The organism is Seongchinamella sediminis (genome assembly GCF_003457605.1).
GTDB classification, from domain to species: Bacteria; Pseudomonadota; Gammaproteobacteria; order Pseudomonadales; family Halieaceae; genus Halioglobus; species Halioglobus sediminis.
In genome coordinates, this window is record NZ_QRAN01000022.1 from 37,368 (window position 1) to 64,103 (window position 26,736).

The 26,736-nt window shown below is 63.2% G+C and carries 25 protein-coding genes; 9 read left to right on the forward strand and 16 right to left on the reverse strand.

Annotated elements, in window-relative coordinates:
* Positions 1 to 14: 14 nt before the first annotated feature.
* The 11 genes from DWB85_RS16660 to DWB85_RS16710 all read right to left on the reverse strand — a co-directional run bounded on the left by DWB85_RS16660 (position 15) and on the right by DWB85_RS16710 (position 8,595).
* The gene (locus DWB85_RS16660; protein WP_162846172.1) at positions 15 to 926 is read right to left on the reverse strand and encodes a cation diffusion facilitator family transporter; all 912 of its coding nucleotides are present in this window, start codon (positions 924 to 926) and stop codon (positions 15 to 17) included.
* Positions 927 to 947: 21 nt separating this feature from the next.
* On the reverse strand, positions 948 to 1,592 hold the full coding sequence (locus DWB85_RS16665; protein WP_117956824.1) for a PaaI family thioesterase: 645 nt from the start codon (positions 1,590 to 1,592) through the stop codon (positions 948 to 950).
* A 110-nt stretch (positions 1,593 to 1,702) separates the two neighbouring features.
* Complete coding sequence (locus DWB85_RS16670; RefSeq protein WP_117956826.1) at positions 1,703 to 2,227, reverse strand: peroxiredoxin family protein; 525 nt, start codon at positions 2,225 to 2,227, stop codon at positions 1,703 to 1,705.
* Between the two features lie 72 nt (positions 2,228 to 2,299).
* Positions 2,300 to 3,337 (reverse strand): glycosyltransferase family 2 protein, encoded by a 1,038-nt coding sequence (locus DWB85_RS16675; RefSeq protein ID WP_117956828.1) that lies wholly within the window; start codon positions 3,335 to 3,337, stop codon positions 2,300 to 2,302.
* 9 nt (positions 3,338 to 3,346) lie between these two features.
* On the reverse strand, positions 3,347 to 4,081 hold the full coding sequence (locus DWB85_RS16680) for a sulfotransferase family protein (protein WP_133300655.1): 735 nt from the start codon (positions 4,079 to 4,081) through the stop codon (positions 3,347 to 3,349).
* Positions 4,082 to 4,209: 128 nt separating this feature from the next.
* Complete coding sequence (locus DWB85_RS16685; RefSeq protein ID WP_117956832.1) at positions 4,210 to 4,626, reverse strand: potassium channel family protein; 417 nt, start codon at positions 4,624 to 4,626, stop codon at positions 4,210 to 4,212.
* Positions 4,623 to 6,074: a TrkH family potassium uptake protein gene (locus tag DWB85_RS16690; RefSeq protein WP_133300656.1), complete on the reverse strand. Its 1,452-nt coding sequence runs from the start codon at positions 6,072 to 6,074 to the stop codon at positions 4,623 to 4,625. The genes DWB85_RS16685 and DWB85_RS16690 overlap by 4 nt, the downstream gene beginning before the upstream one ends.
* Before the next feature lie 68 nt (positions 6,075 to 6,142).
* Positions 6,143 to 6,328: a hypothetical protein gene (locus tag DWB85_RS16695; protein WP_117956835.1), complete on the reverse strand. Its 186-nt coding sequence runs from the start codon at positions 6,326 to 6,328 to the stop codon at positions 6,143 to 6,145.
* Between the two features lie 90 nt (positions 6,329 to 6,418).
* On the reverse strand, positions 6,419 to 6,607 hold the full coding sequence (locus tag DWB85_RS16700; RefSeq protein WP_117956836.1) for a PLDc N-terminal domain-containing protein: 189 nt from the start codon (positions 6,605 to 6,607) through the stop codon (positions 6,419 to 6,421).
* A 43-nt stretch (positions 6,608 to 6,650) separates the two neighbouring features.
* Entirely contained in the window at positions 6,651 to 8,084 is a 1,434-nt protein-coding gene (locus DWB85_RS16705; protein ID WP_133300657.1) for a mechanosensitive ion channel family protein, read from the reverse strand.
* A 121-nt stretch (positions 8,085 to 8,205) separates the two neighbouring features.
* Positions 8,206 to 8,595, reverse strand: coding sequence for a hypothetical protein (locus DWB85_RS16710; protein ID WP_117956839.1), 390 nt, complete (start codon positions 8,593 to 8,595; stop codon positions 8,206 to 8,208).
* 368 nt (positions 8,596 to 8,963) lie between these two features.
* Here DWB85_RS16710 and DWB85_RS16715 point away from each other — a divergent pair, with 368 nt between their 5' ends.
* Positions 8,964 to 9,245, forward strand: a complete 282-nt coding sequence (locus DWB85_RS16715) for a hypothetical protein (protein WP_133300658.1) — start codon at positions 8,964 to 8,966, stop codon at positions 9,243 to 9,245.
* On the opposite strand, the gene DWB85_RS16720 is transcribed toward DWB85_RS16715, so the two are convergent.
* A complete protein-coding gene (locus DWB85_RS16720) occupies positions 9,227 to 10,573 on the reverse strand; it encodes a sigma-54-dependent transcriptional regulator (RefSeq protein WP_239017360.1) in 1,347 nt (448 codons plus the stop codon). The two genes, DWB85_RS16715 and DWB85_RS16720, sit on opposite strands and share 19 nt — an antisense overlap.
* Positions 10,574 to 10,909: 336 nt before the next feature.
* Between DWB85_RS16720 and DWB85_RS16725 the strand changes: the two genes are divergently transcribed.
* The 4 genes from DWB85_RS16725 to DWB85_RS16740 all read left to right on the forward strand — a co-directional run bounded on the left by DWB85_RS16725 (position 10,910) and on the right by DWB85_RS16740 (position 16,716).
* Positions 10,910 to 11,170, forward strand: a complete 261-nt coding sequence (locus DWB85_RS16725) for an encapsulin-associated ferritin-like protein (protein ID WP_239017361.1) — start codon at positions 10,910 to 10,912, stop codon at positions 11,168 to 11,170.
* Between the two features lie 287 nt (positions 11,171 to 11,457).
* Positions 11,458 to 12,729, forward strand: a complete 1,272-nt coding sequence (locus tag DWB85_RS16730) for an NAD(P)/FAD-dependent oxidoreductase (RefSeq protein ID WP_117956846.1) — start codon at positions 11,458 to 11,460, stop codon at positions 12,727 to 12,729.
* Between the two features lie 272 nt (positions 12,730 to 13,001).
* A complete protein-coding gene (locus tag DWB85_RS16735) occupies positions 13,002 to 15,134 on the forward strand; it encodes a TonB-dependent receptor (protein ID WP_117956848.1) in 2,133 nt (710 codons plus the stop codon).
* 10 nt (positions 15,135 to 15,144) lie between these two features.
* A complete protein-coding gene (locus DWB85_RS16740) occupies positions 15,145 to 16,716 on the forward strand; it encodes a BCCT family transporter (protein WP_117956850.1) in 1,572 nt (523 codons plus the stop codon).
* On the opposite strand, the gene DWB85_RS16745 is transcribed toward DWB85_RS16740, so the two are convergent.
* Complete coding sequence (locus DWB85_RS16745) at positions 16,713 to 17,192, reverse strand: thioesterase family protein (RefSeq protein ID WP_117956852.1); 480 nt, start codon at positions 17,190 to 17,192, stop codon at positions 16,713 to 16,715. The genes DWB85_RS16740 and DWB85_RS16745 overlap by 4 nt on opposite strands.
* A gap of 55 nt (positions 17,193 to 17,247) precedes the next feature.
* Between DWB85_RS16745 and DWB85_RS16750 the strand changes: the two genes are divergently transcribed.
* The 4 genes from DWB85_RS16750 to DWB85_RS16765 all read left to right on the forward strand — a co-directional run bounded on the left by DWB85_RS16750 (position 17,248) and on the right by DWB85_RS16765 (position 21,772).
* Positions 17,248 to 18,255, forward strand: coding sequence for a GlxA family transcriptional regulator (locus DWB85_RS16750; protein ID WP_205422777.1), 1,008 nt, complete (start codon positions 17,248 to 17,250; stop codon positions 18,253 to 18,255).
* A gap of 116 nt (positions 18,256 to 18,371) precedes the next feature.
* Entirely contained in the window at positions 18,372 to 19,253 is an 882-nt protein-coding gene (locus DWB85_RS16755; protein ID WP_117956854.1) for a beta-keto acid cleavage family enzyme, read from the forward strand.
* A 22-nt stretch (positions 19,254 to 19,275) separates the two neighbouring features.
* Positions 19,276 to 20,244 (forward strand): 3-hydroxyacyl-CoA dehydrogenase NAD-binding domain-containing protein, encoded by a 969-nt coding sequence (locus tag DWB85_RS16760; protein ID WP_117956856.1) that lies wholly within the window; start codon positions 19,276 to 19,278, stop codon positions 20,242 to 20,244.
* A 22-nt stretch (positions 20,245 to 20,266) separates the two neighbouring features.
* On the forward strand, positions 20,267 to 21,772 hold the full coding sequence (locus DWB85_RS16765; RefSeq protein ID WP_117956858.1) for an alpha/beta hydrolase: 1,506 nt from the start codon (positions 20,267 to 20,269) through the stop codon (positions 21,770 to 21,772).
* A 157-nt stretch (positions 21,773 to 21,929) separates the two neighbouring features.
* On the opposite strand, the gene DWB85_RS16770 is transcribed toward DWB85_RS16765, so the two are convergent.
* The 3 genes from DWB85_RS16770 to DWB85_RS16780 form a co-directional block, all read right to left on the reverse strand.
* Complete coding sequence (locus DWB85_RS16770; RefSeq protein ID WP_117956860.1) at positions 21,930 to 24,230, reverse strand: DUF6351 family protein; 2,301 nt, start codon at positions 24,228 to 24,230, stop codon at positions 21,930 to 21,932.
* A 215-nt stretch (positions 24,231 to 24,445) separates the two neighbouring features.
* The gene (locus DWB85_RS16775) at positions 24,446 to 25,735 is read right to left on the reverse strand and encodes an NADH:flavin oxidoreductase/NADH oxidase family protein (RefSeq protein WP_117956862.1); all 1,290 of its coding nucleotides are present in this window, start codon (positions 25,733 to 25,735) and stop codon (positions 24,446 to 24,448) included.
* Positions 25,736 to 25,805: 70 nt separating this feature from the next.
* Complete coding sequence (locus DWB85_RS16780; protein WP_162846173.1) at positions 25,806 to 26,411, reverse strand: DUF4136 domain-containing protein; 606 nt, start codon at positions 26,409 to 26,411, stop codon at positions 25,806 to 25,808.
* Positions 26,412 to 26,736: the final 325 nt, after the last annotated feature.

The window sequence follows — 26,736 nt, forward strand, 5'->3', positions numbered from 1 at the left end:
GGCACCCCCGGCGGTTACGGCGACAGTACCACCGACAGGGGGTCGGGGTGGATCAATACCTCGGCCCCGGGAAACGCTGCCATCACCGCCACTTCCACCTGCACCACAATCCGGTGCGCCTCGCGCAGGCTGAGGTGATCGTCCAGTTCGATGTGCAGCTGGACGAAGGTGTCCGTCCCCGCGCGCCGGGTTCGCAGGTCATGAAGCCCCCTGACCTCGGGGTGCGACAACACAATCCGCTCTATTTCCAGGCGCTCTGCATCGGGCAGTTCCCGGTCCATCAGGTGATCGAAGGCGTGACGGATAATAGCCCAGGCGCTGTAAAGAATATAAACGGCAATGGCCATCGCAAACAGCGGGTCGAAGCCCGGCCAGCCCCAGCGCGACAGCGCCAGCGCCAGCAATACGCTGGCATTGACCAGCAGGTCGGTGCGGTAATGGAGCGCATCGGCACGGATGGCGGTCGAGTCAGTGCGCAGGATGACGTGGCGCTGGAAGGTCAGCAGCAACAGGGTCATGAGTATCGAGAACACCATCACCCACATGCCCAGGCCGAACCCGGACAGCGGCACCGGCTCCAGCATGCGCTGGATAGCGCTATAGAACAGGAACAGCGAGGAGCCGGTAATCAGGATCGCCTGCCCCAGCCCGGCGATGGCCTCCGCCTTGCCATGGCCAAAGCGGTGTTCACGATCCGCTGGTGACAGGGCGTGCCGCACCGCCAGCAGGTTGACTGCCGAGGCGACAACGTCGAGGCCAGAATCAACCAGGGTCGCCAGCAGGCTCACCGCCCCCGACATCTGCCAGGCAAGCAATTTCGCGGCTATCAGTGTGCTCGCCACGGTAACCGAGGCATAGGTGGCGAGCCGCATTAGCCGTGCCGCTTCCGCGGGGCTGGCGCGGCCCGGGTCTCTGGAACGTGTCATGTGACGGAGCGAGGCCCCCGATCAGCTATCCATTTGCGTCGCAGGGCGGATAAACAGACCCTCGGCACTGGCGGTCACCTGACCGTCCACCCGCATTTCACCCCGGCAAAACAGCTTGCGCCCGGAGGTGCGTTCATTAACTGCCCACAGTTCAATGGGGCGATCAAGGGGCGTGTGCCGCTGGTATCTTATCGACAACGTGCCGGTAAATCCCGCGTTGCCGGAAATCACATTGGCCATGGACAGTAATTCGTCGAATACCGCGGCGATTATGCCGCCGTGCACGCTGTTAGGCGGCCCGGCATAGGTGGGTGAAAACACCACTTCGCCGCGCACTTCGTCGCCGTCCCGCCACATGCGAATGGGCGGCGCCACCGGGTTGCAGGTCCCGCTCACCGGGCTGTAGGGCATACAGCGGGTGAGATCGTCCTCCAGCCAGCCAAGGCCTGGCGTGTCGCTGGCGATCGAGATGGTGGACCAGCCCTCCCCCTGCCTGAGGTAGGGGGCCAGCGACTTCATCGCGGCCTGGATGTGTTCGGTGGCAGTCGCCAGCACCTGATCGGGCGCCTGGCTGCAGCGCAGCAGCCTGATCAGCTCGCCCGCCTCCCGGTTGACCGCCTCGACCAGATCCCTGTCCTTTGCCGCCTCTTCCTGCTGAAATTCCATACGCCTGCCTCCACCAGTAGAGGCTCAGCATGGCCCAGCGCCGCCCCCGGTGCAATGCCGCGGCCGGGATATGGCGCCCTGGTCCAACATGACAGCCGGCGGCGAAGGCGCTAGCGCCTGGCGACGCCCAGTTGTCCCAGGGTAGCGGCCATATCTTCGGCCGAGGTGGCGGGATTGACCTGGTCGTCGATCTTGAGCACCCGGCCGTCCTTGCCGATATAAATGGTTTCGCGCCTGGCGAAGCCCATGGCGTGCAGCACCCCGTAGGCGCGGGCCGTGGATTTTTCGGGGTCGCTCAACAGGGGGAAATCGGCGCCGGTTTCCTCGGCGAAGCCGATGTTGTCCGCCAGGGGGTCGACGCTGGCCATGAAGTAACTGACGTCGTACTCGCGAATCAGGTGGCCCTTCTCCGCCAGTGACTTGCACTCCACGGTGCAGCCGCTGGTGAAGGCCCGCGGGAACCAGGCAATCACTACCGCCTGCCTGCCGCGATAGTCGGCCAGGGAATAGGTCTGGCCGTCCGAGCCCGGCAGGCTGAAGTCCGGGGCCGGATCGCCCACTGCCAGCTCCCCCGCCTGGGCCAGGGTGGCTGCGACAAAGGCCGCGGCAGCGACCAGGTACTTGAATCGGTTCATGGGTTTTCTCCAGCGCGTTCGAGAGTATGTGAGACAGTTACGCAGCAAACGGCGAAACAGCTTTCCAGGTCGTCAACCGCTGGCGGATTCTGCCTTGAACAGGGCCACCGGCGCCGGCGGGGCACTGTGGCTGGGAGCGGCAAGCAGCGGCTCCGCTGACGAATGGACGAACTTCAATACCTGGCGCGGTAGCTCACCGAGGAATACCGGCCTGGTTTGCGGGCTCTTGTAGGGCTCATCGCGAATGTGCTCGTACTGCCGCTGCATGTCCTCGATCAGGGCCGCACGCACTTCCCGGGCCTCACCGCCGGTAGTCACCCCACCGTGAAACTGGTGGAAGGTTCCCTCTCCCAGCAACACCACGTGCTCGACGCCGGGAAACTCACAGGCCCGCTTGTACAGGTCCAGGTTGACGAGGCCGCCGCCACGGAGATTGAAACGCGTATCCATGCCACCCAGGGCCGCCCAGATATCCCGGGGAATACTGATACAGTTGCTCTCGCTGTTGGGACGAAAGAACCCCGCCGCGCAGGAGCCGCTGAAGCAGGCGATATCAAACAGCCCATAGCCATTGGCCGGCCAGCCGCTAGACTCGATCAGCGCCTCGTCTTCGGCGACGCCGTAGCCCTCGGCCACCGCCTCCTGCTGCAGCTGGTCACCGATGTGGTAGCCGGGCACACTGACCACCGCCTTGGCACTCAGCCGGTGCCCGCGCAGGATATTGCGCACCACCCCCGGGGTTACCATGCGCGCACCATCGATCATCACGCAGACATGGCGGCCGCGGCTGATACCGACGCCATGATTGATCGCGTGTACCGGCGTCGGCTCGCGCTCAGCGCGCAGGTGGTAACTGAAATTGCGCGGCAGGCCGGTGACAAATTTGCGGTCCAGGTTGTTGGCGGACTCGTTCTCAACCACGATCACCTCGTAGTCGGATTCCGCGACATCCTGCTGGTATTGCGGCGAGAGCGAATACAGGGTCTTTTCCGCCTGCAACGGCATGTCGTAGAGAATCACGATTATGCTGAGCGTTGGACCATCGCCGGCGACAGCCGGGCTCGCCGGGGTGCTGCCACCGTTCATTATCTTTCTTATTTGCGTCAGCATAAGGGGACCTCAGGCAGCCAGGCGCTGCAATTTACGGTATAGCCGGCGAATCTTCCATGGCATGGCGCCCTCACTCTCCCGGTGCGCGGACCTCAGGCTTTCATCGAAAAATTCGCCCTGCCAGGCGCCGGCATCAAAACCCAGGTTAGTGAGCGCCCGCTGCAGTTTGCGCTGGAAACACGATTGCTCGTCGTCAAAGGTCAGCAGCGGGAAAGGCGCTTCCCGGTACTGGCGCAGCAGCCGGCGATTGTACTGGTACCAGAGCTCCAGGCCCTGGTCAGTGGGCATACCGCTGCGCTTGGCCAGCGATTGCGCCACCGCCAGCGGATGGCGGAAAATGCCGATGTATTGCAGCTGTGGAAACAATTGTTTCCAGCCCGCCAGGGTTAGCAGCGTTCGCGGGTCCTTGAAGCCAAAAGGGCTCAGGTCACTGTAGGCGGCAAACAACTCGCGGGCGGCCCGCAGTTCGTTTTCGCGCCAGCTGACTTCGGCCACAGGGGGACTGTCCCAGGCGGCGTCCACGGAGGCCAACACCCGGTCATTGATGTCCACGATCTGCTGGTTTTCGCGGTTGCCCTTGAGGTTGTGCGGGTTCCAAGTGTGAATATCACCCATGTGCAGGCCGGCTTCCTGCAGCGACCCGGTCAGGCAACTGGTGCCACTGCGGTGCATGCCCAACACGCAGAGAATACGTTCAGGAGAAGCTTGCCCTAAGCTGTCTGTCTGCAGGGTACTACTGTTCACGCGGTTTGGGATCCATCGCCTGCCTGGGGGCGAGATTCTTATAATTCAAGTACTTACGCGGGAGTATATAGCCAGATGATCCCTGTTGCCAGCTGGGCGGGAGCGGCGCCACTATTCCGCCCATGCGCTCACTGGGGACAATCCTTCTCACCCTGCGCAAAGTCGAGCAACTGCTGCGCCACGCGCTCATCAGGCACGATCACGTTATCCAGACCCAGTTGCTCGCATACTGACAACAGCTCATCGTCCTCCAGCCGCAGCACCACGCGGTCGAAGCTCATGGACTTGGCCACTACCGCCGCCAACACGTTGGAGGTGTCATCGTCGGACAGGCAGAACAGCAGATCCGTGCTGTCCGGGTCCATATCCTCCAGCACCCCGGGACGGGCGCCGTCGCCGCAGTAAAAGCTGCAGTCATACTCCTCGTCCAGCCTGTCGATGACCGCCTGGTCCTTCTCGATGATCACTACCTCGTGGCCCTGGGCCAGAAACGTCCTGGCGGAAGCCATAGCCAGCCTGCTGGCACCGATAATTACAGCTCTCATTTCGTCGTTCTCCCGTTCAATGCCCGCCTGCGACCAAACCAGCTGCGGGGCGCGAACAACACCAGCATAGCGACAATCTCCACCCGGCCCAGCAGCATGTTAAAGCACAGTAGCGCTTTCAGCGCTGGCGGCAAATCTGCACTGGTCACCCCCGCCGACAATCCCACAGTGGCCGTGGCCGAGACCACCTCGAACAGCGAATTCATGGCCGGATAGCCGCAGGCCAGGAAGACCAGCCATGACAGCAACACAAACAGCAGGAACCAGAATACCAGCGCCACCGCCTCTTCCAGCCGCGAGGCCTCGGCTCCCTTCTCACCGCGCACATAGACCTTCTCCGGCAGGCTGCTGCGCAGCAGGGCGCGGTAGGCCACCTGCAGCACCACCAGCGCGCGGTCCAGCTTGATACCGCCCGCGGTGGATCCCGCGCCGCCGCCGATGGCCATGAAGGCGCACAGTAACAGCAACATCGCAGGCGGCAGTGTCGCCAGGTCCACGGTACTGAAGCCGGCGGTGGTCTGGGCGGAAATCGCCAGGGTGGCAAGGTCCGCAAGCGAGGCATCGAGATCGGCGGCCTGGCCCAGAGCCCACAACAGGCTCGATAACAGCAGCAGCAGGGCGAGTAGCGCATACAGCTGGCTGTCCAGAAATTGTCCACGCCGGGTGTACAAAAGGGAACGGTAATAGAGGTGGAACGACACCGCCCCCGCTATGCACAGGGCATTGATTACCCACAACTGCGACGCACTGACGCTGGCGAGGCTGGCCTGATAGTTGGCAAAGCCACCGGTAGACAGGGCCGCCATGCAATGGACAATGGCATCGATCAGACTGGCACCCGCCAGCAACAGGGCGCTAATACCCAGCAGCGTCAGCCCGAGATAGATGATAATCACCCGCCGCGCGTGGGCACGGGTGCCGCCGACAACATCGTCCATCTCCTGCCTGCTGAAGCCCAGCCTGCTGGCCGAGACGCCGGGTCGGACAAACAGCGCCAGTGCCAGCACCACCACTCCAATTCCGCCCACCCATTGCATCCAGGCGCGACCAAACAGGAAGGCCACCGGCCTGTCCGCAAGTTGCAGGGTCGACAGACCGGTGGTGGTAACCCCGGACACCGCCTCAAACCAGGCATCGATAAAGGGAATACCGTAGGCCATCACTGGCAGGGCGAGCAGCAGCGAGCTGCTGCTGAACACCAGGGCTACCACTACCAGGGCCTCGTTTTTCTGCACCCCGCGGGGGGCAGGCAGGCCGCGTGCTGCCAGCCAGGCAATACCCAGGGCGAGCACGACCAGCGCATATGCCGGCGCAGCCACGGATTCTGTCGCCCATGCCAGCACCCCGGGAACAATGGTCAGTAGCGCGAGGATTCCATACATGTCCCCCAGCAGGCGCGCCACCACCGCTGGCCGGACCGAGAACTGCATCGCGCTGTATTTACCCACTTGCCGCTACTCCCTGGCGCTACCGGTGGCCCGGCCCGGTTATCCTGGGCGATGGCGCGGCGACTGGTTTAATTGGACATTTCGTCCGCTTTCTTTTCCACTTCGTCGGCGGCTTCCTCTACCGAGTCAACCACTTCCCCGTAGCCCTCGTCGATCTTCTCTCCCGCCTCTTCCATCGGCCCATCGTTGCTGTCGCAGGCTGACAATGACAGGGCGAGCAGTGTCGAGGCAAAAATCGTGCTTAACTTCTTCATTCTAGTACTCCTTTTGGTTTAAGGCGCCGGCGATCAGTGCAGATCGCGGCGCACGGGTGGCGCAGTTGGCGCCATTACGGGCCTGGTGGCTCAGGCGGCCCGGCTGCGGGGGCCGAGAAAGAACCAGATGATCACGCCGATGACCGGCAACAGCAGGATCACCAGCGTCCATACCAGCTTCGATCCGGGGCTGGTGGCAGAGCCGAGAATGTTAATGATGGCCCAGATGTCCAGTATCAACACCAACAGCCCTACAATACCCGTTACTTCTATACCCATGATAGTTTCTCCCTGGTCTGGCGAGTTGCGAGACAGTAGGCGCTCACGCGCTCTCTGTTTCTTCACTTTCAGCCGCCGAGGCAGCCCTGGCGGGCGGCAGCGGCGGCGCGTTACCGTCCTTGTCGACACCGAAGTACAGCGTCTGGTGTGGGAACGGAATTTCGATATTGCGTTCATCAAAAGCGATTTTGATACGCCGGTTAAACTCCCTGCCGACGCGCCATTTTTCCCGCCCCGCCGTCTTGGTGCGGGCCTTTATCACAACCGCGCTATCCGCAAATTCATCCACCCCGAGAACCTCCAGCGGCTCAAGGATGTCGTCGGCGAAGTCATCGCTGCTGCGCATGTCCTCGTCGATCGCCTTCAGGCACTCGACCACCTCGTCGGTATCCTCCCGGTAGGCCACGCCCACGTTGAGCAGGTAATAACTGTAGTCCTTGGTGAGGTTGTCGACAATGTCGATCGCGCTGAAAGGCACTGTGTGAACCGTGCCCTCGAGGGATCTCAGCTCCAGTTTGCGCATCGAGATGTGGGTGACGAAGCCTGTCCGGCCCGCCACGGTGACGACATCATCCTTCTGCAGGAGGTCCTCGATAATGATCGTAAACCCGGTGAGAAAGTCCTTGACCAGTGTCTGGGCGCCAAAGCCGACGGCGATACCGAGCACACCGGCGCCAGCGAGCAGCGGCATGACATCGATACCCAGCTCCGAGAGGATGACCAGCGACGACAGCAGCACCAGGACGAAGGTCAGCACATTGCGCACCACCGGCAGCACGGTCATCACCCGGCGATTGTTCAAGCCGTCCTTGCGCTCAGCGAGCGACTCGAGCAGCGCATTGATCACTTCCCAGATCAGCAGGAAGAGGAGCACGACCAGCAACACAGCAACAGTAGTCTGGGCAACGGTTACCATGCCCTGGCTCACTGTCGACTGGTAGTGCTGGTCAAAAACGATAACCGCCAGGGCATAGAACCAGGCCACCCCGCTGAGGATATAGCCGGCCTGGCGCTGCCAGCTGAAGACGGAGGAAAGTCGCGAGTTCGACAGGCCGAGCCGCTGCCGCATACTGTCCAGCTGCCTGTTGAACAGCCGCGAAAGCCAGGCGTTGCCCAGGGCCAGGCAGATGGCCAGCAGCGAGCACACCGCCAGCGCCACAATTTTCCCGATGCTGCTGGCGCGCACGTCGGATTCGGACAACAGCGCCAGGTAATTCTTGATGAACTTGCCCACCCGCTGGTCGAGCTTCAGGGCCTCACTGATTTCCAGACCCTCCCCTGCCCCCTGCTGTTCAGACAGACTATTCAGGGCCTTCAGCCGGGACACAAAGGCTTCCCGCCGCTGGGGATCCTCCAGGGTCGCCAGTAGCTGGTCGATTTCCTGCTGCGACGGCGCCGAGCCCGACACCGACTGGGGCAGAGCGTCCTGCTGCGCGCGCAACGGCAGGGCGCACAGCAGCATCAGCAGAACGGGCACCAGCAGCGTCCGCACCCAGCCGCTTGCGGACCGGGGGCGCGATGATGGCGCGATCATGGTAAGACTATTCATCAATGAAAGTGGCTACAAAAGCTGGCCGCCGGTCAAACCCGGCAGCCTCTCATCCGCCTTGCGCGGCGTCGCTCAGGCGATGCTTGAGCCAGTCAAGGTCAAACTTCAGCGGGTTGCTGATGTAGTCCTGCGGGTTATCGTTGATATCCTGCAGAAATTCAGTCGACACCTTCCAGTCGATGTCCGGCGCATCCTTGCCGCGGGACACCATCTCAAAGCGCTTGTTGTGCAGCCGGATCGTGTAGTAGTCGAAGGGCTTCTCCGGGTCGTCGGCGTACACTGCAACGCCGAACTTGCGACCCGCTGTCTGGCCGTCGACCAGCGCCAGCAGATCCTTCAACACTGGCTTGTCACGGAAATTTTCCATCGATTTGTTGAGCACATCGAGGGCACCCAGGAACATGTCGTAACTGTCGTGGCTTTCCTGCTTGTCTGTCATGTGAAGTACCTCTGTTCAAATCAAGTGTCCGACGCTTTCCGTCGGGCAGCGAACGCTTCACCGCACTGAGGTCACTGCAAAGGCCATGCCAGAGGTGGGAAAAGCCTGTTTACAGGCGGGAAAGCGGCAGCAGCCGGCGCATGGCCAGCGCAGCACGCGGCCCGGTTTGGGCAAGACTTACAAAACAGTCGGAAAAGCTTACCGGCACCGGCGCCTCACACAGCCTTCCAGCCCCCGGGCAGCGGTTAACAGCGCTGGCACACTTAGTGCTTGTTACCGACAGGTGATGGGCGAGCAAGGCCCGTGGAGGCTGGCAGGGCAAGAGATCGACAGACTGGCACGTGTGCCGGTGGAGGTAATCGACTTTGATGAGAGAACAACTGGCAACCAGGACACGGCACACGGTGAGGATGCGCCTGCCCCAGACCTGGGAACTGCTCGGGCTGCACGGCCAGGCCCTGGGGCGGGTGGACGCCTGCGGCGTTGACCTGCAGACAGGCAGGATCAGCTATCTGATCCTGGAGACGCCCTGGCAGACCCTCAGTATTCCGTGGCAGGCCGTTCACGTGGACAACCGGCACAACCGCTTCCAACTGCACGGCAAACCCCGCGGCCTGCCGTGTAAACAAGCTCAGGATTCCTCTTCGTAGGATTTCAGCCGGTTGTAAAGCGTCTTGATACTGACTCCCAGTTTGTCGGCCGCCTTCGCCTTGTCGTACTCGACCTGCTCCAGCGTCGCGATAATCAGTTTCCTTTCCATCTCCGCGATCGTCGTGCCCACTGGCACCGACACCATGTCTTCCGCCACGCTCATTCCGCGGCCCTGTTCCCGAATCGCCTGCGCCAGCTCCTCGTCGATGGAGGACTCCGACATAATGTAGGCCCGCTCGACAAGGTGACGAAGCTCGCGCACATTACCGGGCCACTCGTAATCCTCCAGCACCTGGTGAGCGCCATCGGTGAGCACCAGCGCAGTACCGTGTTTTTCATTGAGTTCACGAAGAAAGTACTGGGCGAGCCCGGGAATATCGGCGCCGCGCCGGCGCAGGGGCGGCACCCGGACCGGGAACTGGGCGAGCCGGTAAAAGAGGTCCTCCCGCATCCGGCCCTCGCGCACCGCCTCGTCCGGGGAACGGTTGCAGGCTGAAATCACCCGCACGTCCAGCTTGATCAATTGTTCCGAACCCAGCCTGCGTAAGGTCCGGGTTTCCAGCACCCGCAGCAGCTTGGCCTGGAGCTCAACATCCATCTCGGTAATTTCGTCCAGTAACAGCGTGCCCCCGTCCGCCCGCTCGAAGTAGCCGCGGTGGCGCTGGGCGGCGCCGCTGAAGGCGCCCTTTTCGTGGCCGAACAGCTCACTCTCGAGCAGGCTCTCCGGTACGGCGGCACAGTTGAATGCCACATAGGGGCCGTTGCGCCGTGCCGACATAAGGTGGGTGGTGTGGGCAACCAGTTCCTTGCCAGTGCCGCTTTCACCGACGATCATCAGGCTGGCCTCGGTCTGGGCGACCTTGCGCACCTGCCGGTAGAGTTTACGCATACCCCGGGAACTGCCGCGCAGCATGCCGAACTGGTCGATCGCCTGGACCTCGGACTGCTCTGCATCGCCCCCGTCGCTGGCAGCCTCGGCGGCGATATCCTCCAGCAATTGTTGCAGGCTTTCACTGTCTCCCGGCTTACAGAAGTAGTAACTGGCGCCCATGCGGATGGCCCGGTCCGCCGCTTCCGGCGCGTCGGTACCGCTCATGACGAATACTTCCGTGGACTCGAAGACCTCGGGGGCCAACAGCGGATTACTGGCAGCGGACGAATCGACGCCGAGTTCGCAAAAGATCAGCTCATAGCCACAGGCATCCTCAACAGCGATATCGCCCACACAAGCACCGGAGTCGACACTGAATCCGCAGGACTGCGCCAGTTGCTCGAGGCTGCTGCGATGGGCCGCATCGCTGTCGACGACCAGACAGCGCGGGCTCAATGGGCGACCGCCAGGACCGGCTTACCATGCCGGTTGTGCAGACGCGGGGTAGCCCGGCGTACTCGCCGCCGGCGCCTGGTAGGGGTGTTAGTTGTCATAGGGTTTCTCACCTGGCTGCAAACTGCGGGGCGGCCTGCTCGGGCCATTGCCGCTATCCGCGGCCAGTATAGAGCAAAAGCAGGCGCGACTGATGACCCGATTGCCAGGGGTTGGCCCGGAAAGCAGCGCTGCTATACTTCAGGCGGCCCTGTCGACCAAACCAACAGGCCAAAGCGCGACCACGACCACTGCAAAGGAGCAAGACTGACGATGGCGAATGAAGGTTATCATGAACCCGTGAGCGAACTCAGTGATGAAACCCGTGACATGCACCGGGCCATCACCTCATTGATGGAAGAGCTGGAGGCCGTCGACTGGTATAACCAGCGGGTTGACGCCTGCAAGGACGATGAGCTTCGCGCCATCCTCGTCCACAACCGCGACGAGGAGAAGGAGCACGCGGCCATGGTGCTCGAGTGGATCCGCCGCCGCGATCCCACCCTCGACAAGGAACTGCGGGACTACCTGTTTACCGACAAGCCCATCGCCCACGGCTGAAGCCCGGTCCACCCTGCTCTGCGGCCACTGCCCAGTGGCCGCAGAGGCGTTCACCAGTCCCCCCGATTCCCTCAGCTGCGGCGGAACCCCCGTACCAGGATGCTCTGCAGGCCTCCAAGGCCGATCTATATATTAGTTGACTCTTATATAAGAAACTACTAATTTAGCAACTGGACCTGTGCAGTTGTACCCGGATACACAGCATGGATGCCGCCACCGCGCCAAACGCGGCATGACAACTGCAGGCCGCGACTATCCAGACAACGCTCTCGGGCGGGGAGAAGGCAATGGCAAAGGTGGTAATCATGGGAGCGGGTATTGGCGGTGTCTCCCTGGCTTATGAACTCAGGGCGGAACTCGCCGCCGAGCACGAGGTCATGGTGGTCTCCGATTCACCGGAATTCCAGTTTGTGCCCTCCAACCCATGGGTCGCTGTGAACTGGCGCACGCGGGAACAGGTGGTGGTGGAACTGGCACCCCACTTCCGACGCAAGAATATCGGCTTTTCGTCCCTGGGGGTTAAACGCCTGCACCCGGAACAGAAGCGACTGGAACTGAATGACGGCAGTTCCGTGGAATACGACTACCTCGCCATCGCCACCGGCCCCCGGCTGGCTTTCGACGAAATTCCCGGTCTTGGCCCCGAGGGCTTTACCCAGTCGGTCTGCCACATAGACCATGCCATGACCGCCCGCGCCGACTGGCAGGCATTCACTGGCAAACCCGGGCCCATGGTTATCGGTGCCGCCCAGGGCGCATCCTGCTTCGGCCCGGCCTACGAGTACGCCTTTATCGCCGATGCCGCGCTGCGCAAACTGAAAATTCGCGACAAGGTACCCATGACCTATGTCACTTCCGAGCCCTACATTGGCCACATGGGCCTGGACGGGGTCGGTGACTCCAAGGGCCTGCTGAAAAACGAGCTGCGGCAGCGGCATATTGACTGGATCTGCAACGCGAAAATACTGGAGGTCAAGAAAGACCTCATCGTGGTGTCCGAGTGCGATGAGAACGGCGAGGAAAAGAAACGCCACGAACTCCCCCACAACTACTCGATGATCCTCCCCGCCTTCACCGGCATTGACGCGGTGCGGGATATCGAAGGGCTGGATAACCCCCGCGGGTTCATCCTCATTGACGACTACAACCGCAATCCCGCCTACCCGGAGATTTACGCCGTTGGCGTTTGCGTGGCGATCGCCCCACCAAAGCCGACCCCGGTGCCCACCGGAGTACCCAAGACCGGCTATATGATCGAGTCAATGGTGGCGGCCACGGTGAAGAACATCCAGCAGGCTATCCGCGGCCAGGAACCCAGCCACCAGGCAACCTGGGCGGCCATCTGCCTCGCTGACATGGGCGACAGCGGCGCCGCGTTTGTGGCCATCCCGCAGATTCCGCCACGCAATGTCACCTGGGCCAGGAAAGGCAAGTGGGTCCACCTGGCGAAAGTCGCCTTCGAGAAATATCACCTGCGCAAGGTGCGCACCGGCAGTACCGACCCGGTGCACGAGAAGTTCATTCTCAAAATGATGGGTATCGAAAAGCTCAAGAGCTGATAACAGCCGCCGGCGTCGCCCCGGCCCAGCCGACAGTGGCTGTCGCGGGTATCCTCGTGCTGGCCCGCCCCAACCGCCATAACACCGCCCCTGCCACCCAATCGACGGCAGTATTGGGTATAATTCTTTGTGCTCAACAGGTTTTAGCTATCGCTTTTGGATAATTTATAGTCGGATTAAGACAAAAATGAGCTGAAAAGCCGCTTATCATACGCAGCTCCCACTTTGTGTTCTTTCTAACTCTATTGAACAGATAACGCCAGGAGATCCATATGCGTCGCCGCAAGCCGCTTGCCAGTTACAGCCGATTCCACTCCCTCGCCCGCTGGAGCACCGCCGGGCTGCTGGGCCTCGGCGCCCTGCCCACTGTCGCGGCGCTGGAAGAGGTCATTGTCACCGCCCAGAAGAAATCGGAAAACCTGCAGCAGGTCGCGGTCGCGGTTTCGGCCTTCAGTGAGGACACCATTCGCAACACCGGCATCCTCGACATTGGCGATGTGACCGCGCAAACGCCCGGTTTCTCCATCTCCAGCTACAACCCCACCACTCCCGCACCCTACGTGCGCGGCGTTGGCACCAACTCCAGCAGCGTCGGTGACGATGCCTCCGTCGGCGTATTCATCGACGAGGTCTACGCCGGCCGTGCCGGTGGCTATAGCACCGATATGTTCGATGTCCAGCGCATCGAGGTGCTGCGCGGCCCCCAGGGCACGCTGTACGGTCGCAACGTGGCCGGTGGTGCCATGAACGTGATCACCAACAAGCCCAGCGACGTCCTCGAAGGCCGCGCCGAAGTCACTGCCGGCAACTACGACCTGCTGGCCATCAACGCCATGCTCAGCGGCCCCCTGAGCGCGGACGGTGGCGTGCGTGGACGGATCGCCGTATCCAGCCGCGAGCGCGATGGCTGGGTAGACAATGTCGTCACCGGCAACGAACTCAAGAACGAGGACAACATCAGCGCCCGCGCCAAACTGGCCTTTGACCTGGGCGACCGCGCGGAACTGCTGCTGTCTGCCGATTACGGTAAGGACGACGACCTGCGCGGACCGGCGGCCCGCAGCACGATCAATGTGGCCCCGCCTTTCCCGGGCGAGCCCAATGACAAGGTATCGCTGGATTTCGACGGTTTCACCGAGCGCGAGCTCTATGGCACGTCCGCAACCCTGAACTGGGACCTGGGCCCCGGCACGCTGACCTCGATTACCGCCTACCGCGCCAACGACTACAGCTTCCTCGACGACCTCACCGGCACCTGGCCAGTGCTCTCACTGACCAACGACGCCACTGAGGAATCCTCCCAGTTCAGCCAGGAGTTCCGTTACGCCGCGGAGATGGAGCGTTTCGGCTACACCGTCGGCGCCTACTACTTCGACGAGGAGGTGGATCGCCTCGAGTCCTTCGACTCCTCCGGCACCATCGGCATCCCCGGCGCCTCGCGCCCGCTGTGGGACGCGTCCATGGACAGCACCAGCGCCTCCCTGTTCGGTGAAGCGACCTGGTACCTCAGCGAACGCCTGAGCCTGATTGCCGGTGGCCGTTTCACCTGGGACGAGAAAGAATTCAGCAACGTAACCAGCAATCCCGACATCCTGGGTTACCTGCTGGAGGCGTACACGGTCGAGGAAAAAGAGACCTGGAGCCAGTTCACGCCCAAGCTGGGCGTCGAGTTCCAGCTGAATAATGACGTCATGCTCTATGCGACCTGGGCCGAAGGCTACAAGGCAGGCGGCTATAACGGCCTGGCGGCCACCCTGGCCGAAGCGCAAAAGCCCTTCGACCAGGAGCTGGTGTCCAGTTTCGAGGCCGGCGTCAAGTCCGACCTGCTGGACCAGACCCTGCGCATTAACGCCAATGTGTTCTACAGCGATTACCAGGACCTGCAGAACTTCTTTGTCGACGTGGAAACGTCGGAAGTCATCACCGCCACCGCCGACGCCCAAATGCAGGGCCTGGAACTGGAAATCTGGTGGACCCCGGTGGATCGCCTGGACATTTTCCTGGCGGCGAGCGTCATGGACACCGAATACACCAAGTTCCCGGCCAACCCGGCGGTGGAAGGCAACAAGCTGATGCGCGCCCCGGACAGCAGCGGTTCCCTGGGTATCCAGTACGCCCAGCCCATCGGCGACATGGGCGACCTGCTGTTGCGCACCGATGTCACCTACACGGATGAAATGTACTTCAGCACGGCCAATGTGATCGAGAGCGGCGCCGACAGCTATTCACTGGTGAATGCCCGCGCTGCACTGCGCATGTACAATGGCTGGGAATTCGCCCTGTGGGGCAAGAACCTGGCGGACGAGGACTACGTTGTCCACAGCTTTACCGCCGGGCTGGGTGACGGCCACCCGATCTACGGCAACCCCACCATGTGGGGTGTGACCGCCTCCTACGCATTCTGAACCGAGCCCTATGCCCGCCAAGCCAGCCAGTGCCCCACCCGATAACGGTCATAACATCGACTGGTCGGTCTTCGTGCCCGCGCTGGTCATTGTGTTGCTCACCGGCGTCTACCTGAGCGGCTTCCCCGACCAGGCCCAGGTGAGCGCACGCAACGCAATGAACTTTGTCACCAGCCAGTTCGGCTGGCTGTTTGTGCTGACCGGCGCCGGGGCCTTTGTATTTGCCCTGTGGCTGGCTTTCGGCCGCTACGGCCAGGTCAAACTGGGTCAGGCCGGTGACCAGGTGGAGTTTGCTGAAATACCCTGGGCGGCGATGATGTTCAGTGCCGGTATCGGGATCGGCCTGATCAGCTGGGCTTTTGTCGAGCCGGTTTACTACCTGTCCACCCCCCCGCTTGATGTCGAGCCCCACTCCAGTGCGGCGGTGGAATGGGCCCACATGTACGGGCAGTTTCACTGGGGTTTCATCCCCTGGGCACTGTACGCCATCCCGGCGGTACCGGTGGCCTACATGCTGTATGTCAAGGAACGGCCGGTGCTGCGCATTTCCGAGGCCTGCGACACGGTGCTTACCACCCCCGGGCGCAAGCGCTGGAAACCGGTGATCGACACCCTGGTCATCATCGGCCTGATCGGCGGCGCCGGTACTTCGCTGGGGCTGGGGGTGCCGCTGGTATCCGCGTTCGTCGGCGAGATGTTCGGTATTCCAGACACCCTGCTGACCCGGTTCGGGGTACTGGCATTCTGGACCCTGCTGTTCGGGATCAGCGTGTACCGCGGCCTGACCAAAGGCATCAGCATCCTCGCCGATATCAATATCGGCCTGGCCCTGCTGATCCTGGTGTTCATCCTGTTTGCCGGCCCCACCGTGTTCATCCTGTCCATCAGCGCCAACAGCGTGGGCCTGATGCTGGACAACTTCACCCGCATGAGTTTCTGGCTGGATCCGGTTGACAAGCGCGGCTTCCCCGAAGCATGGACCCTGTTTTACTGGGCCTGGTGGGTGTCTTACGCGCCGATGATGGGACTGTTCTTCGGCCGCATCTCGCGGGGCCGTACCATCCGTCACCTGGTGCTGGGGGTAATCGGCTGGGGCAGCCTCGGCTGCTGCTCGTTCCTGGCGATCTGCGGTGGCTATGCCCTGCACCTGGAACTCAGCGGCGCCCTGCCGCTGGGAGAATCGCTGGGCAGCAACGGTATTCCCGCCACCGTGGTCGCCATTGTGAAGCAGATGCCCTGGGGCGATGTGATGATCCTGGTCTACACCTTTCTCAGCTTTATTTTTCTCGCCACCACCCTGGACTCCGCGGCCTATGTACTGGCCAGCATCAGCACGCACAAGCTGCGCGGCGACCAGGAACCGGCGCGCCGCAATCGCCTGACCTGGGCCTTTGCGCTGGCCTTCATCGCCGTTGGCCTGCTGGTGATCGGCGGCCTGAAAACAGTGCAGTCGCTGACCATCATCACCGCCCTGCCACTGATACCGGTGTTGCTGCTGCTGAGCATCGCCCTGCTGCGCTGGCTGCGCAAGGATTTCGGCGACGCGGTCAAAAAGCCGGTGCTGATAGCGCCGCGCGATTAGCGGCGAATCGCAATTCGCCGGCCCATGTCGCCGCGCTCAGGCCGACCCGGGTAGCGCTGCCTGAAGCGGGCGATCTCTGCGCCGATGGCGGCGGGAAAATCAGCCGAACTTCCCGCTTCAGTGTCCACATACATCAACATCAGTTCGGTGGACGCCACGACTGCGCCGCTGTCGCTGCGCAGCATCACATGGTTGACGTGCAGGCGCTTGTGATCGGAATCCGTGACCACGGTGACAACCTGCAGCGGCACGCCAACCGGCACTTCCGCCAGATAGCGGATATGCGCCTCGAGGGTATAGACCGAGCACTGCTGCTGCTGGCGGAAGGTCTCGTCGATACCGATGGCGTCGAGCAGGGCGTCGGTGGCATAGCCGAACACCAGCACGTGGTAGGCCTCACTCATGTGGCCGTTGTAGTCAATCCATTCCGGGCGCACCGCGTCCCTGTGGGCGGCAAACCATTGGCTCTGTTCCATTGCTGAATTCCTGACAGGCTGGGGCGCCCATCCTAGGCCACAAGCGTGTAGACTTATGCATAAATCCGACGCAAACCTGCACAAAAACGCCAGAATGTTTGGAGACCAACCACAACAGTTACCCCAGCAGATCGCTTTTCTGCTGCTGCCGGGCTTTTCGATGATTGGCCTTGCGGCCATGGTCGACCCGCTGCGCTGGGCCAACACCCTGCAGCGGCAGGAATGCTATCGCTGGCAAATGCTGTCCCTGGGCGGGCGCCCGGTGCGCTCCAGCAACGACATCAGCCTGATGGCAGACGATGCGATAGAGTCCGTAGCGGGGATCAACACCCTGGTGGTCTGCGCCGGCTTTCACCCCCAGGAGCAGCTCAACGGCACGCTGGCCGGCGCCCTGCGCCGGCTGGCCGCACTCGGGGTAGATATCGGCGGCCAGGACACCGGCAGCTACATCCTCGCCGCGGCGGGCCTGCTGGAAGGTTACAGCGCCACCATCCACTGGGAAAACCACGACAGCTACCGCGAGGCCTTCCGCAATGTAACCGTGGTCGAGGAGCTGTTCGACATCGACCGCAACCGCTTCTCCTGCTCCGGCGGCCTGTCGGGGCTGGACATGATGCTGCACCTGGTCCGCGAGCAACACGGCGCTGAGCTGGCCGCGGCCATCTCCGACCAGCTCATCTACCCCTCCGCCCGCGAGGGCAGCGAACCCCAGCGCCTGTCGCTGCAGTCGCGCTACGGCGTCGCCAACGCCAAGGTACTCGAGAGTATCGAGAACATGCAGGCCCACTTCGAACACACCCTGCCGATCCCCGAACTGGCACGGCGGGTACACATTTCCGAGCGCGAGCTGGAGCGCCTGTTTCGCCATCACCTCGACACCACCCCGCTGGCCTTCTACCGCCGCCTGCGCCTGGAAAAAGCCCAGCAACTGCTGCAGCAGACCAGCTTCAGCATCACCAATATCGCCCTGCGCTGCGGCTTCGCCTCCACCGCCCACTTCTCGCGCAGCTACCGCCGTCACTTCGGTCACTCCCCGCGCCAGGCGCGCAACCGGGAAGACTGAGCTGGTACCAGGGCATTCTCGGCGAGGCTGTCGTATTCCGACAAGGACTCTTCGAATTCATACAAAACCCGCCCTCCCAATCCGGTAGCCTGTGGGCCACCATCGAGGAGGCAGTCATGAACAAGGACACCATTATCACCTGCGCGATCACCGGCGCGGGCAATCCGGGCCAGCACCCGGACTTCCCCATTACCCCGGAGCAGATCGCCAACGCGGCCATTGAGGCCGGCGACGCCGGTGCCGCCATCGCCCATATTCACGTCCGCGACCCGGAAACCGCCGCTCCCTCGCGGGAGCTGGCCCTGTACCGGGAGGTGGTGCAGCGCATTCGCGACTCCCACTCCGATGTGATCATCAACATCACCGCCGGCATGGGCGGCGACTTCGTGCCCGGCGATGACAATCCGGGAGTGGGTGGCGACGGGACCGACATGATCGGCGCCGCCGAACGCATCGCCCATATCGAGGAGTTGCAGCCGGAAATTTGCACCCTGGATTGCGGCAGCATCAATTTCGGTGACGACTACGTGTACATCTCCACCCCGCCGATCCTGCGCGAGATGGCGCGGCGGGTGAAAGCGGTGGGCGTGAAGCCGGAACTGGAAGTATTCGAGCTGGGCCATCTCGCCTTCGCCCGGCAGATGCAGGCTGACAGCCTGCTGCAGGCCCCGGCCCTGTACCAGCTGTGCCTGGGTATCCCCTGGGGCGCGCCGGCCAATACCACGGCGATGAAAGCCATGGTGGACATGCTGCCCGAGGACTGTAACTGGGCCGGATTCGGCATCGGTCGCCTGCAAATGCCCATGGTGGCCCAGGCCACCCTGCTGGGCGGCAACGTCCGCGTCGGGCTGGAGGACAACCTTTACCTGAAACGCGGTGTGTTCGCCAGTAACGGCCAGCTGGTGGAAAAGGCCGCCGGCATTATCCGCGCCATGGGCGGCACCATCGCCAGCCCCGACCGGGCCCGGGACATTCTCGGCCTGCGTGGCAGCCAGTAGAACAACACAGGAGAGCAACACGATGTCAGCAAGAATGAAGCCGCAGGACGTGGCCACCGTCGGCATTCTCGGCACCGGCGTCATCGGCGGCGCCTGGGCCCTGCACTTCCTGCGCATGGGCAAGGATGTGCTGGTCTGGGACAGCGCCTCCGGCGCCGAAGCGCGCCTGCGGGAGAAAGTGGCCGAAAAGTGGCAGGTACTGGAACAGCTCGGATTGCAGCCCGGCGCCGCCCCATCGCGGCTGCGCTTCGCCGACTCGCTGGAGGGCTTCTGCCAGCAGGTGGATATCATCCAGGAGAGTACGCCGGAAGTATTGAGCGACAAGCAGGCCCTGTTCGCACAGCTCGACGACCTGACCCCGGACCATGTGGTCATCTCCTCCAGCACCTCCGGCCTGCTGATGAGCGATATCCAGAAGCACTGCAAGAATCCGGGTCGCACGGTAGTCTGCCACCCCTTTAACCCGCCATACATGATTCCCTTCTGCGAAGTCGTGGGCGGGGAGAAGTCCGACGATGCCGCGGTGGACTTCGCCGCGGAGTTCTTCCGCCTCAATGGCAAACAGGTCGCCCGCATGCAGCGTGAACTGCCGGGCTTCATCGGCAATCGACTGCAGGACGCCATCTGGCGGGAGGCGCTGCACATGGTGGATAACGGTGAATGCAGCGTGGCCGATATCGACAAGGCCATCTCCTACGGGCCGGGCCTGCGCTGGGCGATCATGGGTCCCTGTGCCAACATGGCCCTGTGCGGTGGCGAAGGCGGCATGCAGCGCATGCTGGATCATTTCGGCCCTTCGCTGAAGGAACCCTGGACCCGGCTGGTCGCCCCCGAGCTGTCCGCTACACTTTATCGCGACATGATCGACGGCTTTGAAGCCGCCAAAGGCGGCCGCAGCATGGCCCAGCTGGCCGAGGAACTGGACGACTGCCTGATCCGCATTCAGGCGGTCCTCCGCGAGTACCGCGAGACTCACGGTATCGAACGCTAAACAGACCACCAAGGAAACTATCATGCCCTGTCCCGCCCTGCCCCGCGCACTGTTTGCCGCCCTGCTCCTGACCCTGGGCGCCTGCCAGGCCGATCAGCCACCAGCGCCTGGCGACACGGTAGCGCCGCCGGCAACGCAGGATGCCGTGGGTTCGCGGACCTTCTTCATCCATGACCACAGCCGCCCCTTCGATGCGGTGGGCGGCGTCGATAGCGGGGTGCGCAGCCTGATCACGGAAATCTGGTATCCCGCCCGCGTCACCGCCGATAGCTTTCACCCCCGCTACGGGGATTACGTGTTTGGCGATGCCGGGGTGCACCGGCGCATGATGACTGCCACGACCTTCTTCCACCTGACCCCTGACAGCGTGCGCGAGGGGGTCAGCCAACAGCAGATGGACGATGCCATCGGGGAACTGTTCCAGCGCCAGCGTCCCAGCTGGCGCGACGCCCCGCCGCGTGAGGACGGTCAGTCATGGCCGGTGGTTGTGGTATCCCACGGCGATGCCGGCAGCCGCTACAACATGGCGACAGCCAGTATCGGGCTGGCCCGCAGCGGCTATTTCGTGATCGCCGCCGACCACACCGGCAACTCACCCTACGCGATGACCGGCCGCGACCCGGCGCTCTCCGGGAACAGCGCAGACCCGGCTCTGCAGCAGGCCATGTCGGCGGTGCTGCCCCTGCTGGATGAACACGGCGTCTACGGATCCATCGACAGCTACGGCCAGAGCTATACGCCGCTGGGCAGGGGATTCTCGCCCGAGGGCTTCGCCCAGCTGGACGCGTCACTGCTGCAGCGGGTCAACGACCTGCGTGCCGTACTGGCGCAACTGGAAGCGATGAACGCCAGCGGCCCCTTCGCCGGCAGGCTGGACCTGTCGCGCATCGGCCTGATGGGGCGCTCGTTCGGCGGAGCCACCACGCTGGCGGGACTCATGCTGGAGGACCGGTTCCAGGCGGGCTTCGCGGTAGTACCACCGGCCATGCCGGACCTCCGCGGCGCGCTGCCGCCACAGCTGCTGGTAAAGGCGCCCGCGGAATCGGCCATCCTTGCCGCCGAGGGTCCCTCTGCCCTCGCCAGCCTGCACAAACCCACGTTTATCCTCAGCGGCGCTGAAGACGCACTGATCCTGGGCCTGGGGACAACGCTGGCCGAGTCAGCCGGTGCCCCTGCTCCCAGCGCCGAGCACCCCTACCCCTTGCTGGAACAAACGGTCGACAACGCTACCGTGCCCGCCGCACTGGCGGTCGTGCAGGACACCAATCACGGCAGCTTCGGGGTGTCCGGGCCCTACTGGTGGCCGCAGCTGAAACCCGATACCTTCCCGCGCTTTTTCGCGCCCGGGGAAAACTACACGCTGCTGGACAGCGAGGAAGCCCATCGGATACAGCGCGAGATGGCCATCGCTTTCTTCGATTACACCCTGCGCGGCGACAGCGACGCCCTCGACCGCCTGCGCAGCAACCCCTGGCAGGAAGCCGGTACGGCGCTGCAACTGAACGCCGCGCTGCAGGCGGCGCAGTGACATCGCGCACAAGCGAGTAACAGGCTGCGTCTATTGCCCTGCACCGGGAGGGGCACTGCAGCTGCGTAAAACCCCGCGCTGGGCCTCGTAGCCGGCTCGGCTTGCAGCTAGCGGCAGCGCGCCCTGCCTGGCCCGGCGAATCTGTACCGACCTGGTCCTATTCGACAATACCCGGCAGCTCGTAATCACACACGCCGTCCGGAAAGATGGTCTCCAGGCGCTCGCGCTGGGGCGCGGTGGGCAGCCAGTCACCGTAGAGGCCCTGGTCGATGGCGCTGGCAATGCTCTGCAGCTGGCACTTGAACACATCACCGGTAATCGGCGCCCCGGCCACGATACGCGAGGTGCTGTAGAGCGGGAACTCAGTGGTGCAGCTACCCGCCGGCTGGTCATCGAGGATGCCATCCCAGACATCATCGCCGCTGGCGATCAGCTCGCCATCGCGGTCAAAACAGCTGTCGCGGGCGCTCTCCGGGCGATTGTCGCCCACACTGGCCTCCGGGTTGGCGCGGATATTGGCCATCCATTCATCCAGCACCGCAAAGGCATCCATGGTGTTGTCAAAATTGTCGCCGTCGGGGTTGCGGTCGATAAACCAGATCACCTGGTTGGAAGCATCGCCGTCGAAATCGAGCAGGCGCTGGCGTGCGGCAAAGGACTGGTGAGTGTTGTGCATGTCCAGTTCTTCCTCGAGATAGTGGCGCAGGTCGATCAGCGGTATCGCCACCTCGCCGCGGTTGACCATGCCGGCGCCAAAGGCCGCGGCAATGGCGCCGGGGTCCGCCGCCTTGCGCGGCGCCGGTGCATCCTCGGTGGCAGTACTGGCATTGCGCCAGCTCCAGGGGTCGATCTGGTCGGGGTACAGGGGCTGGTTATCGTCCAGCGCGAAGCACAGGTCGATAATGAAGGGGCAGCCCTCCTGCACCATCTCCGGCTCGTTCTTCCAGCTTCCTACCTCCCAGTTCAGGTCGAGGAACTCGTCGGGCGTGATATTGCCATCGCGCAGGGCCTGCAGCCCATACTGCACACCGACATTGTCCCAGGTGGTGGCGGCAAAACCGTCATCGGCACGGCCGTAAATATTGACCAGGTCGGCAAAGTGGGTCCACTCCACCGCCGCCTGCTGCTGCGGCGTGATCCCGGGGGCTTCACCGAAGTTGGGGTTGAGGGCCAGCGGTGACAGGCCGCGCCAGGAGGCGGTGCACTCAGTGGATCCCGGTGGCAGCCAGGGAGTAAGACCAAAGTTGACCACGTCGTTGGCCACCTCGCTATTGGCATTGAGGCCGATGAGCCAGCTGCGATTTTCCCAGGTGGCCCACCTGGAGTTGGGGTCAGCCTGTACCTGCAGATCCATCCAGCGTTCCAGCAGTTCGCAGTCGCCGATGTGGATGGTCTGGGTGACCATGTCCGGGTAGGCATACTGCGGCACCCCGGCGTCGATCAGACCCGGGTGGTTCTGGGCGTAGACGTACTGCTGGATACCGCCGCCGGAGCCACCCACGCCAACCGTGTAATCCGGTGCGCCGTAGCCGGCGACAAAGCGCGATTTCACCATGAGCGCGGTTTCCCCGCCCAGTTCCAGGTTGTAGTGGGTGCCGGTCTTGGTGCCGGTGGAATAGGCGACGGCATAGCCGGCCGCGAGACCGTCCACGAACAGGGCCCGACGGCGACTGGGGTCACCCTGGTAGTGGCCAATGGCGACGCCGCCCTGGAAGTAGTAGATCAGGCGCCTGTTCCAGGCCTTGAGGTCGGGTTCGGCATCTTCGGCCGCCGGCGCCGGGCTAAGCACGGCCAGGGAATAGAGAAAACGGTTCAGGCTGCCACGTTCCCAGCGCACGATAAAGTCCACCTCCTGGCCGTCGACGGTCGTGGTGGTCGCCATGTCTGCCGGGCGCTGCTGGCCGGGGGAGTAATCCGCCCAGGCATCGTCTACCGTGCGGTACTTGTAGCTGACCAGGGTGGCCACACTACACTGTTCGTCCAGCACCGGACCCAGTTCCAGGTTCGCCAGGTCCTCATCCACCGCACAGAAGAACGGGTCCTGCCGGGGACCGGAAAAGATCGGGCCGCTGGCGGGATGGTTAACCAGCACCAGCGAGGCCTCTTCCGCCTCGCCGCCGCTGACCGTGACCGTGTTTTCCCCTGCGACCAACTCGTCGATGCGGCCTTGCAGTGCGCCGTCCGCGCCGGTCGCGGCGAAAGCCTGGGTGACATCCCGGCCGTCGACACTCACCTGTACCTCCTCGAGCGCCAGTCCGTCCGGCACATCGATCGCAATGCGCGCCTCGTTATTGCTCACCTGGTCCGGCTGGCTGGACAGCACCGAGAGCACGAACGCACCCACGGGATCCGGGGTTTCCCCGCCACCTCCGTTGTTATTGCGCCTGGAGTGGCTGCTGTCGCTGCAGGCAGCGAGGGTGACGATGAGTAACAGTGCAGTGAACAGGGTCCTTGTCATGGCGTTCTCCTTGTTGTTGTCTTGTTCTCGCTACAGCATAGACCCTCGCCGGCCTTTGGCCACCCTGGCAGTATGTCCGACTGTACCCCACTCCCTATTGGCATAGCGGCCTCGCAGCGGGGCCGCGCTGGCGCCGGTGGCCAGCGGGTGATGGGATACGCCGCTACAACTACCGCGATTGCCGGCCTGCCACTGCCCGGGCAGGCGCACAGGCATCAGCTGCTGCGACCGGCCAGGAGCTTTTTCTGCAGGCCCATCAGGCGGCGGGTCGCGGCGAGCACCGACATGCCCGGGCTGGCGCTGCCGCGAACACCGAGTTCGTCGAGCTGGGCGTAAAACCAGTACTGCACGCCGAAGGTCGCCATGGTCTTGACGGTTTTGCTGGCGTTTAAAAAGGACAGCCAGGGCGGCAGCAGGCTGAGCTCGCTCTCGTAGCGGGGCAGTTCATCCAGGCCCGCCAGCAGGCGTCGGGGCGCATCGGTCATCACGCACATGGGCCGGCCGAGCCCGATCAGGTCGGCACTGCCCTCGGCCACCACCTGCTCCATCACCGCCCGGCGACGGAAGCCTCCGGTAACCATCAACGGCACCGTGACTTTGTCCTGCATGGTCCGGGCGAAATCGACGAAGTAGGCCTCCCGGGCACGGGTGGATTCCTTTACGAACTGATCTTCCTGTTCCTCCAAACCCGCAACACCCAGTAACTTGGGCTGCTCGTAGGTGCCACCGGAAATCTCTATCAGGTCCACGCCCGCCGCTTCCAGCCACTGCACCACCTGCAGGCTGTCCTCGAAGGCAAAGCCGCCTTTCTGGAAGTCGGCGCTGTTGATCTTTACCGACAGCGGAAAATCCGACCCCACCGCAGCGCGCACGGAGGCCACGCACGCCAGCAGCGCCCGGGCGCGGTTCTCCAGGCTGCCGCCGTACTCGTCGCTGCGCTGGTTACTGCGCGGACTGAGGAATTCGGACAGCAGGTAGCCGTGGGCCGCATGCACCTGCACGCCGGTAAAGCCCGCCTCCCTGCAGGCCGCCGCGCACACGCCGAAGCGACGGACGATCTCGGCGATCTCTTCCCTTGTAAGGGCAAGCGGCTCACCGAACTGGCCGCCCGGAAGGCCCAGCTTCACCGCCGACGGCGCTTTCGGGTGGGGATTCACCGATTTCTGGGTCTGGCGGCCGGCGTGGCTGATCTGGGCCCAGAAGTGGTTGCCACCGCGGGTCGCCGCCGCGGCCCAGCTTGCCAGCGCCCGCCGCATGGCCTCATCGGGCTCGCGATCGATAACCACATTGCCCGGTCGTTCCAGGTGGTCGCGGTCAATCTGGATGTTCCCCGACAGCAGCATACCGGCGCCGCCGTCGCTCCAGATACCGTACAGCCGCTCCAGTTCCGGCGTCGGCACCCCGTCGGGCGTGGCCAGCCCCTCGGTCATCGCCGCCTTGGCGATACGATTGGGCAGCACGGCGCCGCAGGGCAGGGTCAGTGCTTGTTGCAGTGGCGAACTCATCAATCGCTCCGTTTCCTGTGAATAAATGCAGATGGTGGCGCGCCAGGGCCGGCGCAGAGGCAGCGACGGGCTACTCGACACCCGGCGGAAAATCCGCCAGCAACTCCCGGGAGACCTCGGCGGCAATGCGATTCTTGTCCTGCAGGCTGAGATCATCCTTCAGCCGACCCTCGGCAATGCCGCGCCAGACGATCTTCTGGCTACCGGCATCGATAACATCCAGCACCACCGTGCCCTCCTGGTAGTGCCTGACGCTGGGGCCACTGCTGTAGCCGATGCTGACGCCACTGCCATAGGTTCCCACGCCGACGCCGCCATGAACCCCCTGGGGATAGCTGCCGATGCTGTCGATGCGCATCTGGTCCTGTTTGGAAATGTGGTAGTTCACCCAGAAGTCGGCCTGGCCGGCGCCGCCGTCGCCAAAGCCCTTTGCCTGCAGCTCGCGATCAACGTAGGTCCGCACCCGCTTGTCGGAGCTGTTGTACTGCCGGTACTCCGCCTCTTTGGAGGGATGGACATCATCGTACCAGCGATAGCTGTGCAGCCCGGAAAAGTCGTAGCTGTCACTGTGATCGACGTCGTAGCTGGGCTGGTTGCTGCAGGCGGCCACGGCGAGCACTGCGAAGGCGATGAAAACACCGCGCGGTGACGGGGTGTGGATGAACCGGGTTGGCATCAGGCTGGCTCCGCTGGGGGTAAGGCGCCATAGCATACCCGATAATCAGGCAACAGACCCGGCGGGCTTCGGCGCTGCGCGCCTCGTTGCAAAACGCTGGCGCGTTTTGTCGAACCGGCTGGTTGATCCAGACGGCCCGCCACAAACGAAAATGGCCATCTCGGGGGGGTGGGGGGGTAGGTCGCACTGGATGAATCAGAACACCCTAACAGGTTGCTGAAAAACTCCCTCAAATGAGGGAAAATAGCGTAATCGCAGGTTGGAGGCCAAACAATGCGCGGTGATTACCAGGAAGGCGGTGACTTGTTCAGTTATGTGTCGCTGG